This window comes from Pseudomonas sp. S49, from assembly GCF_009866785.1.
In the GTDB taxonomy this organism is placed as follows: Bacteria; Pseudomonadota; Gammaproteobacteria; order Pseudomonadales; family Pseudomonadaceae; genus Aquipseudomonas.
On the sequence record NZ_CP019432.1, the window covers coordinates 5,986,261 to 6,000,000 of the forward strand.

Here is a 13,740-nt window from a genome sequence, read left to right on the forward strand (position 1 = left end):
CGTGTTATTCGGTTTCCAGATCGATATCGATGCCGAGGGAACGAATTTCCTTGATCAACACGTTGAAGGACTCGGGCATGCCCGGCTCCATACGGTGATCGCCATCCACGATGTTTTTGTACATCTTGGTACGGCCGTTCACATCGTCCGACTTCACTGTGAGCATTTCTTGCAGAGTGTAAGCAGCACCGTATGCTTCCAGTGCCCAGACCTCCATCTCCCCGAAACGCTGACCACCGAACTGCGCCTTACCACCCAGCGGCTGCTGGGTAACCAGGCTGTACGAACCGGTAGAACGCGCGTGCATCTTGTCGTCTACCAAGTGGTTCAGCTTCAGCATGTACATGTAGCCAACGGTAACTGGACGCTCGAACTTGTTGCCGGTACGGCCGTCAGTCAGCTGCATCTGGCCGCTTTCCGGCAGGTCTGCCAGTTTCAGCATGGCCTTGATTTCGCTTTCCTTGGCGCCGTCGAACACTGGAGTGGCCATTGGAACACCGCCACGCAGGTTCTTCGCCAGATCCAGGATTTCCTGATCGGAGAAGCTGTCCAGATCTTCGTTACGACCGCCGATCTGGTTGTAGATCTCGTCCAGGAAGGTACGCAGTTCAGCGACTTTACGCTGCTCTTCGATCATCCGGTTGATCTTCTCACCCAGACCTTTGGCCGCGAGGCCCAGGTGGGTTTCAAGGATCTGACCAACGTTCATACGCGAAGGTACGCCCAGTGGGTTGAGGACGACGTCGACCGGGGTGCCATTGGCATCGTGCGGCATGTCTTCAACCGGCATGATCACGGAGACTACACCTTTGTTACCGTGACGACCGGCCATCTTGTCGCCCGGCTGGATGCGACGACGGATTGCCAAGTAAACCTTGACGATTTTCAGCACGCCTGGAGCCAGGTCATCGCCCTGCTGCAGTTTGCGCTTCTTGTCTTCGAACTTGTCGTCCAGCAGACGGCGACGATCAACGATGTAGGCCTGAGCCTTCTCGAGCTGCTCGTTCAGAGCATCTTCAGCCATGCGCAGTTTGAACCACTGACCATGCTCAAGACCGTCGAGAACTTCGTCGGTGATGTCCTGACCTTTCTTCAGACCTGCGCCGCCTTCAGCCTTGTGGCCTACCAGAGCGGAACGCAGACGTTCGAAAGTCGCGCCTTCAACGATACGGAACTCTTCGTTCAGATCCTTGCGGATCTCGTCCAGCTGGGACTTCTCGATCGACAGTGCACGAGCATCACGCTCAACGCCGTCGCGGGTGAAGACCTGTACGTCGATGACAGTACCTTTGGTACCGGTAGGTACACGCAGGGAGGTGTCTTTAACGTCGCTGGCTTTTTCACCGAAGATTGCACGCAGCAGTTTTTCTTCCGGAGTCAGTTGGGTCTCGCCTTTCGGAGTGACCTTACCTACCAGAATGTCGCCTGCGCCAACTTCAGCACCTACGTAAACGATACCGGCTTCGTCCAGCTTGTTCAGTGCAGCTTCACCCACGTTAGGGATGTCCGCAGTGATTTCCTCTGGGCCAAGCTTGGTGTCACGGGCCACACAGGTCAGTTCCTGAATGTGGATCGTGGTGAAACGGTCTTCCTGAACCACACGCTCGGACAGGCAGATGGAGTCTTCGAAGTTGAAGCCGTTCCATGCCATGAACGCGATGCGCATGTTCTGACCCAGCGCCAGTTCACCCATGTCGGTGGACGGGCCGTCGGCCATGATGTCGCTACGCTGAACGCGATCACCCTTGCTCACCAGCGGACGCTGGTTGATGCAGGTGTTCTGGTTCGAGCGGGTGTATTTGGTCAGGTTGTAGATGTCGACACCAGCTTCGCCGGTTTCAACTTCGTCATCAGCAACACGAACCACGATACGGCTGGCGTCGACGGAATCGATCACGCCGCCACGACGAGCAACGACGCAAACGCCGGAGTCACGGGCTACGTTACGCTCCATGCCGGTACCTACCAGCGGCTTGTCAGCGCGCAGGGTTGGTACAGCTTGACGCTGCATGTTCGAACCCATCAACGCACGGTTGGCGTCGTCGTGCTCGAGGAACGGAATCAACGACGCTGCAACCGAAACTACCTGCTTCGGCGAAACGTCCATCAAGGTGACTTCTTCAGGCGCCTTGACGGTGAATTCGTTCAGGTGACGTACGGCTACCAGTTCGTCGATCAGGACTTTCTGGTCGTTCATGGTCGCCGAAGCCTGCGCGATCACGTGATCGGCTTCTTCAATAGCGGACAGGAACACGATCTCGTCGGTGACCACACCCTCTTTCACCACGCGGTACGGGCTTTCCAGGAAACCGTACTGGTTGGTGCGAGCGTAAGCAGCCAGGGAGTTGATCAGACCGATGTTCGGACCTTCCGGCGTTTCAATCGGGCATACACGACCGTAGTGAGTCGGGTGTACGTCACGGACTTCAAAGCCTGCGCGCTCACGAGTCAGACCGCCAGGGCCGAGTGCAGAGACACGACGCTTGTGGGTAATCTCGGACAGCGGGTTGTTCTGGTCCATGAACTGCGAGAGCTGGCTGGAACCGAAGAACTCTTTCACCGCTGCAGCCACTGGCTTGGCGTTGATCAGGTCTTGCGGCATCAGGCCTTCGCTTTCAGCCATCGACAGACGCTCTTTGACCGCACGCTCAACACGCACCAGGCCAACGCGGAACTGGTTCTCTGCCATTTCGCCTACGCAGCGAACACGACGGTTACCCAGGTGGTCGATGTCATCGACGATGCCTTTACCGTTACGGATGTCGACCAGAGTCTTCAGTACCGCGACGATGTCTTCCTTGCACAGCACGCCCGAACCTTCGATCTCGGTACGACCGATACGACGGTTGAACTTCATCCGGCCGACCGCAGACAGGTCATAGCGCTCAGGGCTGAAGAACAGGTTGTTGAACAGGGTTTCGGCAGCGTCTTTGGTTGGCGGTTCGCCTGGACGCATCATGCGATAGATCTCGACCAGCGCTTCCAATTGGTTGCTGGTGGAGTCGATCTTCAGCGTGTCGGAGACGAACGGACCGCAGTCGATATCGTTGGTGTACAGAGTTTCGATGCGAACAACGCCGGCCTTGGCAATTTTTGCCAGGACTTCAGTGTTCAGCTCGGTGTTGCACTCTGCCAGAATTTCGCCGGTAGCCGGGTGCACGATGACCTTGGCGGTAGTACGGCCCAGGACGTAGTCCAGAGGTACTTCCAGAGTCTTGATACCGGCTTTTTCGATCTGGTTGATGTGGCGCGCGGTAATACGGCGGCCCGCTTCAACAATGACCTTGCCCTTCTCGTCCTGAATGTCCAGAACCGCAATTTCACCACGCAGACGCGAAGCAATCAGTTCCAGGCTGAGGGTTTCGCCGCTCAGGTGGAAAACGTTGGTGGTGTAGAAAGCGTCCAGCACTTCTTCAGTGGTATAGCCGAGCGCGCGCAGCAGTACCGATGCCGGCAGCTTGCGACGACGGTCGATACGCACGAACACGCAGTCTTTCGGGTCGAACTCGAAGTCCAGCCACGAACCGCGGTAAGGAATGATGCGCGCGGAGTACAGCAGTTTGCCGGAGCTATGCGTCTTGCCGCGGTCGTGGTCGAAGAACACGCCCGGGGAACGGTGCAGCTGGGAAACGATTACACGCTCGGTACCGTTGATTACGAAGGTACCGTTCTCAGTCATCAGGGGAATTTCACCCATGTAGACTTCTTGCTCTTTGATGTCCTTGATCGCTTTGTTCGACGATTCTTTGTCGAAAATGATCAGGCGCACTTTTACCCGCAAAGGTACGGCGAAAGTTACACCGCGCAATACGCATTCTTTGACATCAAATGCCGGTTCGCCCAGGCGATAACCGACGTACTCCAGCGCAGCATTGCCGGAGTAGCTGATGATCGGGAAAACGGATTTGAAGGCCGCATGCAGGCCCACGTCGCGGAACTGATCTTTAGTCGCTCCCGCTTGCAAGAATTCACGATACGAATCCAGCTGGATGGCCAGGAGGTAAGGCACATCCATGACGTCCGGCAACTTGCTAAAGTCCTTGCGGATACGTTTTTTCTCAGTATATGAGTAAGCCATCAGCGTTCCCCAGCTTGGTCACCTGCTTGTTTGGCCCCTCCCGACGGGAGCAGCCAGAAAATCGTGCAAACCCCATGGTTTGCGCCACCGCATCGGGTGGTTACAGCGCCTTTATCAGCACCGACCCAGTCGGCTGCCAATAACGGAAAAAGGCCGGTGGCAAGAGCCACCAGCCATCAGCCTGTCGCTTGACGCTCGGGCTGGAGGAGCAAAGTCGATACTTATTTCAGCTCGACTTTAGCGCCTGCTTCTTCCAGCTTCTTCTTGGCGTCTTCAGCCGCTTCTTTCGAAACGCCTTCAGCTACAACCTGAGGAGCGCCGTCTACTTTCTCTTTGGCTTCTTTCAGGCCCAGACCAGTCAGTTCACGAACTGCCTTGATCACGTTAACCTTCTTCTCGCCAGCTTCCAGCAGAACAACGTTGAACTCGGTTTGCTCTTCAACAACAGCGGCAGCAGCAGCTGGACCAGCCGAAGCAGCAGCAGCGGTAACACCGAAGGTTTCTTCCATCGCTTTGATCAGCTCAACGATTTCCACTACGGATTTCTGGCCGATTGCTTCGATGATTTGTTCGTTAGTCAGAGACATGACTCAATTCCTGAATTGGGGGACGGCCTACGCGACCATCGAAATAAACAAAAAACGCGAGAAGTTGACGAGCCTTAGGCTGCGGCAGCTTCTTTCTGGTCGCGAATTGCCGCCAGAGTACGAGCCAATTTGCTGGTAGCGCCTTGAATCACGCTCATCAGCTGAGAAATTGCTTCGTCACGGGTCGGCAAGGTTGCCAGTACGTCGATCTGATTAGCTGCGAGGAACTTGCCCTCGAACGCAGCTGCCTTGATCTCGAACTTGTCCTGACCCTTGGCAAACTCTTTGAAAATACGAGCAGCAGCGCCCGGATGTTCGTTCGAGAATGCAATCAGGGTCGGGCCGGTGAACACGTCGTTGAGGACACTGTATTGAGTGTCAGCAACAGCGCGCTTGAGCAGGGTGTTACGTACAACACGTACGTAAACGCCAGCTTCACGAGCCTCTTTACGGAGTCCGGTCATTGCGCCTACTGTTACGCCACGTGCATCAACCACGACAGCGGACAGAGCGACTTTGGCAGCCTCGTTGACTTCAGCGACGATGGCCTTCTTGTCTTCGAGATTAATTGCCACGGGTTTAACTCCTGCTTGTTACCGTTTCATTCGATCGGAACCGAATGTCGTTTTGGTGTCTGATTCGGTAAGGAACCGGGAGCACCATCTGCGTAGGCTTATGGTTTAAGACTTGCGTCGCCTACGGTCTTGGATAGCCCCCGCCAGGCAGGGACCCCAATCTTTCAATTGGCGCGAACCATCGCGCCAACCTTTGTCTTACGCGTCCAGCGAGCTCTGATCGATGACCAGACCTGGGCCCATGGTGGTGCTCAGGGTAACGCGCTTGACGTAGATACCTTTCGAAGAAGCAGGCTTGATACGCTTCAGATCAGCGATCAGGGCTTCAACGTTTTCCTTCAGCTTGACGGCGTCGAAACCCATCTTGCCAACGGAAGTGTGAATGATGCCGTTTTTGTCGGTGCGATAACGAACCTGACCAGCTTTAGCGTTTTTAACCGCGGTAGCTACGTCTGGAGTTACGGTACCAACCTTAGGGTTAGGCATCAGACCACGTGGACCGAGGATCTGACCCAGTTGACCTACAACGCGCATGGCATCCGGGGATGCGATCACTACGTCATAGTTCAGGTCGCCGCCTTTCATTTCGGCAGCCAGGTCGTCCATACCTACACGGTCAGCGCCGGCAGCCAAAGCGGCCTCAGCAGCTGGACCCTGGGTGAACACAGCAACGCGAACAGTCTTGCCAGTGCCGTGTGGCAGCACAGTAGCGCTACGAACAACCTGGTCGGATTTACGCGGGTCTACACCCAGGTTTACAGCAACGTCGAACGACTCGCTGAACTTGACAGTCGACAGCTCAGCCAGCAGAGCAGCGGCGTCTACAATGTTGTAGGCCTTGCCTGCTTCGATTTTGCCGGCGATAGCCTTTTGACGCTTGGTCAGCTTAGCCATTACACACCCTCCACGTTAAGGCCCATGCTACGAGCAGAACCGGCGATAGTACGCACGGCTGCATCCATATCAGCTGCAGTCAGATCCGCGTTTTTGGTTTTCGCGATTTCTTCCAGCTGAGCACGGGTAACGGTGCCAACCTTAACGGTGTTCGGACGAGCGGAACCGCTGGTCAGACCGGCCGCTTTCTTCAGCAGAACCGAAGCAGGGGTGGATTTTGTTTCGAAAGTGAAGCTACGGTCGCTGTAGACAGTGATGATCACTGGAGTCGGCAGACCAGCTTCCAGACCCTGAGTACGGGCGTTGAAAGCTTTGCAGAATTCCATGATGTTCACGCCGTGCTGACCCAGAGCAGGACCAACAGGTGGGCTTGGGTTAGCCTGAGCGGCTTTCACTTGCAGCTTGATGTAAGCGGTAATTTTCTTGGCCATGAGGCACTCCAATTACGGGTTCAAACGCCTCGAAAGGCTCCCCGGTTACTTGCGCGTTTATCCCAGTGACGACAAAACCCCACAGCCTAGGGCTGCGGGGTTGGGATGCTTGTCCAGTTAGACCTTTTCGACCTGACTGAACTCTAACTCTACCGGAGTAGAGCGACCGAAAATAAGCACAGCCACTTGGATCCGGCTCTTTTCGTAATTAACTTCTTCAACAACGCCATTGAAATCAGCGAATGGACCGTCATTGACTCGCACCGTTTCACCTGGCTCGAAGAGAGTCTTCGGCTTCGGCTTGTCGCTACCATCAGCAACACGACGCAGAATCGCTTCTGCTTCTTTATCGGTGATCGGTGCAGGTTTATCAGCAGTACCGCCAATAAAGCCCATCACCCGAGGAGTATCCTTGACCAAGTGCCAAGTACCCTCATTCATATCCATCTGAACCAGCACGTAACCCGGAAAGAACTTACGCTCGCTTTTGCGCTTCTGGCCATTACGCATTTCAACCACTTCTTCAGTGGGAACCAGAATCTCGCCGAAGCCATCTTCCATGCCAGCCAGCTTTACGCGCTCGATCAGCGAGCGCATCACATGCTTCTCGTAACCCGAGTAAGCATGCACAACATACCAACGCTTAGCCACGGGACACCCTTAGCCGACAATCAAGGAAACAAGCCAGCCGAGCAGGGAATCAAGACCCCACAACAGCAACGCCATAACCAGAACAACAGCCACCACAATCAGGGTGGTCTGCGTGGTTTCTTGGCGAGTTGGCCACACGACTTTACGAATCTCGGTGCGAGCTTCCTTAACCAGTACAAAGAAAGACTTGCCCTTCGCAGTCTGCAGGCCTACAAAGGCAGCTACAACAGCAATGACAAGCAAAGCGAGTACACGGTACAGGATCGGCGAAGCAGAGTAATACTGATTGCCAACAACGCCAACAACCACCAAAGCGACAACTACAAGCCACTTGAGCAGATCGAAGCGAGAGCCTTGAGCTTCAGCTTTAGGAGTCATCTATGAAGATCCTGTGAAAAGAAAGCCAGACACACCGAGTGAATCTGGCAGGTCAGGAGGGAATCGAACCCCCAACCTACGGTTTTGGAGACCGTCGCTCTGCCAATTGAGCTACTGACCTAAAACAAAATCAGGCCGACCATTATGCCGGCCCGAAAAATACATTACAACCACTTACTCGATGATTTTAGCTACGACACCAGCGCCGACGGTACGACCGCCTTCACGGATAGCGAAACGCAGACCGTCTTCCATCGCGATGGTTTTGATCAGGGTGACAGTCATCTGAATGTTGTCACCTGGCATTACCATTTCAACGCCTTCTGGCAGCTCGCAGTTACCAGTCACGTCAGTAGTACGGAAGTAGAACTGTGGACGGTAGCCTTTGAAGAACGGAGTGTGACGACCGCCTTCTTCCTTGCTCAGAACGTAAACTTCTGCAGTGAACTTGGTGTGCGGCTTAACCGAACCCGGCTTAACCAGAACCTGACCACGCTCAACGTCGTCACGCTTGGTACCACGCAGCAGAACGCCGCAGTTCTCGCCAGCACGACCTTCGTCGAGCAGCTTGCGGAACATTTCAACACCGGTGCAAGTAGTAACGGTGGTGTCACGCAGACCAACGATTTCCAGCGGATCCTGAACGCGAACGATACCGCGCTCGATACGACCAGTCACAACAGTACCGCGACCCGAGATCGAGAATACGTCTTCGATTGGCATCAGGAACGGCTTGTCGATCATACGAACTGGTTCTGGGATGTAGGCATCCAGAGTCTCTACCAGCTTCTTGACAGCGGTAGTGCCCATTTCGTTGTCGTCTTTGCCTTCCAGCGCCATACGAGCCGAACCGATGATGATTGGAGTGTCATCGCCCGGGAAGTCGTAGGTGGACAGCAGGTCGCGAACTTCCATCTCAACCAGTTCCAGCAGCTCAGCGTCGTCTACCAGGTCAGCCTTGTTCAGGAAAACCACGATGTACGGAACGCCTACCTGACGGGACAGCAGGATGTGCTCACGAGTTTGCGGCATCGGACCATCAGCGGCCGAGCAAACCAGAATAGCGCCGTCCATTTGAGCAGCACCGGTGATCATGTTCTTCACATAGTCAGCGTGACCTGGGCAGTCAACGTGAGCGTAGTGACGGATCTTCGAGTTGTACTCAACGTGTGCGGTGTTGATGGTGATACCGCGAGCTTTTTCTTCTGGTGCGCTGTCGATCTTGTCGAAGTCAACGATTGCGGAACCGAAAACCTCGGAGCAAACGCGAGTCAGAGCAGCAGTCAGAGTGGTTTTACCGTGGTCAACGTGACCAATGGTCCCAACGTTGACGTGGGGCAGGGAACGATCAAATTTTTCCTTAGCCATCGATATCACCCTCAACAGAAGAAATTAGACAAACAATATCAACCATTAAAACAAAGGCAGATATTTTCATATCTGCCTTGTTATATGGAGCTCTTGAGCGGATTTGAACCGCTGACCTCACCCTTACCAAGGGTGTGCTCTACCAACTGAGCTACAAGAGCAAAACACTTGCACAACCTGCAAACTTGGAGCGGGTAGCGGGAATCGAACCCGCATCATCAGCTTGGAAGGCTGAGGTTCTACCACTAAACTATACCCGCGGAGCCTGCAGCTCACGCTTAAATCTGGTGGAGGGAGAAGGATTCGAACCTTCGAAGTCGTAGACGTCAGATTTACAGTCTGATCCCTTTGGCCGCTCGGGAACCCCTCCTAATCAGGCCGGCATTCTATACTATGCCAAGCCCCTGTCAAGCATTTTCTCATTTAAAAACCTGAGGTTAGCTGCGTTGACGTCGCTTCACTTTGAATCCCTGTTTAGGTCTTCACTGTGGAGCGGGCGCCATTCTATGCAAACTATTCAGCAGGTGCAACCCCCTCACACAGCATTATTTTATGTTTTAACTCATTGAATTCCTTGGAAAGGTTTTGCAACTGGGCGTCCCCTAGCAAACGCTGGCTCTGAGGCGCGACAGACAACCAATAACCAGCCCCGGGAGCATCCTTCGACGAAGTTTTCACATCGACACCCATTTCAGCCAACCGCTGTCGAAGGGCGGAAATCGATTCTTCCCGGGAAAAGCCACCAAGAAAAAGGCACTCTTGCCGCCGAGCCCCCTGCACCTCCCGAACATCGCCCTTCGTTTCACTGAGCAAGCGAATGTCTTGCTGGGAACCTCGATACAAACTAAGAGGCGTCACGTCCTTCGCCCGCAAGGGCGCCTCCTGCTGATGCCAGACATAATAGAAACCATTAAGAACAAGGAGCAGGAGAAACAACCAACGCATACAAACCTCAGGAAAAAGGACACGCCATAGCCAAGCCCACAAACACGAGGTCGGGTACGACTCGGGCCTCAGGCGCGACATCTGCGACCAAAACAGCATCACCGCCAGTTATAAAGACTGCGAAATCCTTCCCCCAGTAGGAACTCGCCATTTCCAGTTGAGTCAGCACAAAACCTCGCAACATTAACGAGCACCCACGCTCCACCGCCTCAACAGTGCTCCGCCCAGGCGCATTGCTGGACAGCGCGCGTTCAGCCGCCAGGTCGCCATAGCGAATCTTGCGGGTATGAGTACGCAACTGATTTCGCATCAACGGCATCCCCGGGCAAATAAAGCCGCCCAGATGCTCGCCATCAGCGGCAATAAAATCAGCAGTTACCGCCGTACCGAAATCGAGTACCAGGCAAGCGCTGCCCGATGCCAGATGAAACCCGCCAAGCATGGCCAACCATCTATCGAGCCCGAGACGCTCGTAGTCTTCATAACCATTTTTGACACCAGACATTTCACGAGCGGACTCAGCGCACACAACCGAAATACCGAACTCCCGCTCGATCGCGCCGATCAATGCATCAGTTTCCTCTGCAGTCCTGACACTCACCAGGCGACACTTGCGCAGCACAAGCCCATCAAGAGATCTCAAACTGTCAAGCAACGCCAGATCAGAGTCGACAACCCCTTCAGAAAAGAGAGCGTCGGACGCAGCCTTCAGTACTCGCCATTTAATAAAGCTGTTCCCGCAGTCGAGCTCAAGAATCATCACGCAACCTCAGACTGAGCTCACCACCACTAAAGACTTTTTCCACGCCACTCACCTTCAGGCGCAGAGCACCCTGACTATCTATTCCGAGCACCACGCCATCTACCTGACTCGAACCCGCAATCAATGATACAGGCCGATCCTGCCACAGGTGATTGGCCTCCCATTCTGCCTGGAGAACCGAGAAGCCATCCGCCTGATGACGCTGGATGTAAGCACTTAACTGCTCACTCAGCTCAACCACCAAAGCATTACGATCACTGCTCTTGCCTGACTCAAGCCGGATAGAGGTCCATTGCTGGTCAACTTCATCAGCAAGCTGCATATTCACGTTGATACCAATACCCAACACCACGTGGCAAACATCTGCCGGATCTCCAACGAGTTCCAGGAGAATGCCAGCGATTTTCTTGTTACCTACCAAGACATCGTTGGGCCACTTCAATCCGGCACTTGGCACACCAAAATTTCGCAGAGCCTGCAAGACAGCCAACCCCACGACAAGACTCAAGCCCTCGAGCTGGCGCATTCCGCCATTAATACGCAGGACAAGGCTGTAATAAAGATTTTCAGCGAACGGACTCACCCACTTGCGACCTCTTCGCCCACGCCCGGAGACTTGCCGTTCTGCGAGCACCAAAAAGGGGGCCAAACTACCTTGGCCGATCGCGCGCAAAGCCTCAGCGTTTGTCGAGTCGACCGAATCCAGAACGGTCACCGGCCAGCTTGGCGCCATTGCAGATATAGTCAGAGAGTCGAGCAGCATCAATGGTGCAGCCAGTTGATAGCCCCGCCCCCGAACTTTATGAATGGATAAGCCAAGATCAGCCTCCAGATGCTGAAGCTGCTTCCATACCGCACTTCGACTTATTCCCAGGGCAGCGCCCAGATCCTGACCAGAATGGAATCGACCATCCTTCAGAAGGTTCAACAACGTCAGCATGCAGGTCTCGCCTCACAATGAGGCCCGAATAATAGCCATGCCCCGGGCCGTTGCATAGAAATCAAGCAGATACATTTCCTGCGGGCAAAACAAAACCCCAACTGCTTTCGCAATTGGGGTTTCGGAATTTAATCTTGACGATGACCTACTCTCACATGGGGAAACCCCACACTACCATCGGCGATGCATCGTTTCACTGCTGAGTTCGGGATGGGATCAGGTGGTTCCAACGCTCTATGGTCGTCAAGAAATTCGGGTACTGAGTCGTGGCCTTGCGGCCTCGCTTCAGCAAATTGGGTATGTGACAGCTAGGTGTTTTGTGAACATCGAACTTTCGGTTCGTTTCGTCTTCACACACCGCAATCTGGCCTTTCGACGCAAATTGCTTGGGTGTTATATGGTCAAGCCTCACGGGCAATTAGTATTGGTTAGCTCAACGCCTCACAGCGCTTACACACCCAACCTATCAACGTCGTAGTCTTCGACGGCCCTTCAGGGAACTCAAGGTTCCAGTGAGATCTCATCTTGAGGCAAGTTTCCCGCTTAGATGCTTTCAGCGGTTATCTTTCCCGAACATAGCTACCCGGCAATGCCACTGGCGTGACAACCGGAACACCAGAGGTTCGTCCACTCCGGTCCTCTCGTACTAGGAGCAGCCCCTCTCAAATCTCAAACGTCCACGGCAGATAGGGACCGAACTGTCTCACGACGTTCTAAACCCAGCTCGCGTACCACTTTAAATGGCGAACAGCCATACCCTTGGGACCGGCTTCAGCCCCAGGATGTGATGAGCCGACATCGAGGTGCCAAACACCGCCGTCGATATGAACTCTTGGGCGGTATCAGCCTGTTATCCCCGGAGTACCTTTTATCCGTTGAGCGATGGCCCTTCCATACAGAACCACCGGATCACTAAGACCTACTTTCGTACCTGCTCGACGTGTCTGTCTCGCAGTCAAGCGCGCTTTTGCCTTTATACTCTACGACCGATTTCCGACCGGTCTGAGCGCACCTTCGTACTCCTCCGTTACTCTTTAGGAGGAGACCGCCCCAGTCAAACTACCCACCATACACTGTCCTCGATCCGGATAACGGACCTGAGTTAGAACCTCAAAGTTGCCAGGGTGGTATTTCAAGGATGGCTCCACGCGAACTGGCGTCCACGCTTCAAAGCCTCCCACCTATCCTACACAAGCAAATTCAAAGTCCAGTGCAAAGCTATAGTAAAGGTTCACGGGGTCTTTCCGTCTAGCCGCGGATACACTGCATCTTCACAGCGATTTCAATTTCACTGAGTCTCGGGTGGAGACAGCGCCGCCATCGTTACGCCATTCGTGCAGGTCGGAACTTACCCGACAAGGAATTTCGCTACCTTAGGACCGTTATAGTTACGGCCGCCGTTTACCGGGGCTTCGATCAAGAGCTTCGCGTTAGCTAACCCCATCAATTAACCTTCCGGCACCGGGCAGGCGTCACACCCTATACGTCCACTTTCGTGTTTGCAGAGTGCTGTGTTTTTAATAAACAGTCGCAGCGGCCTGGTATCTTCGACCGGCATGAGCTTACGGAGCAAGTCCTTCACCCTCACCGGCGCACCTTCTCCCGAAGTTACGGTGCCATTTTGCCTAGTTCCTTCACCCGAGTTCTCTCAAGCGCCTTGGTATTCTCTACCCAACCACCTGTGTCGGTTTGGGGTACGGTTCCTGGTTACCTGAAGCTTAGAAGCTTTTCTTGGAAGCATGGCATCAACCACTTCGTGTTCTAAAAGAACACTCGTCATCAGCTCTCGGCCTTAAGATCCCGGATTTACCTAAGATCTCAGCCTACCACCTTAAACTTGGACAACCAACGCCAAGCTGGCCTAGCCTTCTCCGTCCCTCCATCGCAATAACCAGAAGTACAGGAATATTAACCTGTTTTCCATCGACTACGCTTTTCAGCCTCGCCTTAGGGACCGACTAACCCTGCGTCGATTAACGTTGCGCAGGAAACCTTGGTCTTTCGGCGTGGGTGTTTTTCACACCCATTGTCGTTACTCATGTCAGCATTCGCACTTCTGATACCTCCAGCAAGCTTCTCAACTCACCTTCACAGGCTTACAGAACGCTCCTCTACCGCATCACCCGAAGG

The 13,740-nt window shown here is 54.1% G+C and carries 11 protein-coding genes, 4 tRNA genes and 2 rRNA genes (1 of these 17 only partly in view); all 17 read right to left on the reverse strand.

Annotated features, from left to right (window positions below):
• Positions 1 to 4 precede the first annotated feature (4 nt).
• Positions 5 to 4,078 (reverse strand): DNA-directed RNA polymerase subunit beta, encoded by a 4,074-nt coding sequence (gene rpoB / locus PspS49_RS26540; protein ID WP_150751785.1) that lies wholly within the window; start codon positions 4,076 to 4,078, stop codon positions 5 to 7.
• Positions 4,079 to 4,299: 221 nt separating this feature from the next.
• Positions 4,300 to 4,665, reverse strand: coding sequence for a 50S ribosomal protein L7/L12 (gene rplL / locus PspS49_RS26545; RefSeq protein WP_003228750.1), 366 nt, complete (start codon positions 4,663 to 4,665; stop codon positions 4,300 to 4,302).
• A 74-nt stretch (positions 4,666 to 4,739) separates the two neighbouring features.
• Entirely contained in the window at positions 4,740 to 5,240 is a 501-nt protein-coding gene (gene rplJ, locus PspS49_RS26550) for a 50S ribosomal protein L10 (RefSeq protein WP_008081912.1), read from the reverse strand.
• 198 nt (positions 5,241 to 5,438) lie between these two features.
• The gene (gene rplA, locus PspS49_RS26555) at positions 5,439 to 6,134 is read right to left on the reverse strand and encodes a 50S ribosomal protein L1 (protein WP_007916481.1); all 696 of its coding nucleotides are present in this window, start codon (positions 6,132 to 6,134) and stop codon (positions 5,439 to 5,441) included.
• Entirely contained in the window at positions 6,134 to 6,565 is a 432-nt protein-coding gene (rplK, locus tag PspS49_RS26560; protein ID WP_003228756.1) for a 50S ribosomal protein L11, read from the reverse strand. Before rplK ends, rplA begins: the two co-directional genes overlap by 1 nt.
• A 117-nt stretch (positions 6,566 to 6,682) precedes the next feature.
• Complete coding sequence (gene nusG / locus PspS49_RS26565) at positions 6,683 to 7,216, reverse strand: transcription termination/antitermination protein NusG (protein WP_007957598.1); 534 nt, start codon at positions 7,214 to 7,216, stop codon at positions 6,683 to 6,685.
• A 9-nt stretch (positions 7,217 to 7,225) separates the two neighbouring features.
• Positions 7,226 to 7,594, reverse strand: coding sequence for a preprotein translocase subunit SecE (gene secE, locus PspS49_RS26570; protein WP_160042052.1), 369 nt, complete (start codon positions 7,592 to 7,594; stop codon positions 7,226 to 7,228).
• Between the two features lie 45 nt (positions 7,595 to 7,639).
• A tRNA-Trp gene (locus PspS49_RS26575) sits at positions 7,640 to 7,715 on the reverse strand.
• A gap of 53 nt (positions 7,716 to 7,768) precedes the next feature.
• Positions 7,769 to 8,962, reverse strand: coding sequence for an elongation factor Tu (gene tuf, locus PspS49_RS26580; RefSeq protein ID WP_064361246.1), 1,194 nt, complete (start codon positions 8,960 to 8,962; stop codon positions 7,769 to 7,771).
• Between the two features lie 85 nt (positions 8,963 to 9,047).
• A tRNA-Thr gene (locus PspS49_RS26585) sits at positions 9,048 to 9,123 on the reverse strand.
• 25 nt (positions 9,124 to 9,148) lie between these two features.
• A tRNA-Gly gene (locus PspS49_RS26590) sits at positions 9,149 to 9,222 on the reverse strand.
• Between the two features lie 25 nt (positions 9,223 to 9,247).
• Positions 9,248 to 9,332 (reverse strand) — tRNA-Tyr (locus tag PspS49_RS26595).
• 143 nt (positions 9,333 to 9,475) lie between these two features.
• The gene (locus tag PspS49_RS26600) at positions 9,476 to 9,907 is read right to left on the reverse strand and encodes a hypothetical protein (protein ID WP_150776696.1); all 432 of its coding nucleotides are present in this window, start codon (positions 9,905 to 9,907) and stop codon (positions 9,476 to 9,478) included.
• 7 nt (positions 9,908 to 9,914) lie between these two features.
• The gene (locus PspS49_RS26605) at positions 9,915 to 10,667 is read right to left on the reverse strand and encodes a pantothenate kinase (protein ID WP_160042054.1); all 753 of its coding nucleotides are present in this window, start codon (positions 10,665 to 10,667) and stop codon (positions 9,915 to 9,917) included.
• Positions 10,657 to 11,610: a bifunctional biotin--[acetyl-CoA-carboxylase] ligase/biotin operon repressor BirA gene (birA, locus tag PspS49_RS26610; protein WP_160042056.1), complete on the reverse strand. Its 954-nt coding sequence runs from the start codon at positions 11,608 to 11,610 to the stop codon at positions 10,657 to 10,659. The genes PspS49_RS26605 and birA overlap by 11 nt, the downstream gene beginning before the upstream one ends.
• A gap of 132 nt (positions 11,611 to 11,742) precedes the next feature.
• Positions 11,743 to 11,858 (reverse strand): 5S ribosomal RNA (gene rrf, locus PspS49_RS26615).
• Between the two features lie 149 nt (positions 11,859 to 12,007).
• Positions 12,008 to 13,740 (reverse strand): 23S ribosomal RNA (locus PspS49_RS26620); it runs 1,161 nt beyond the window's last position.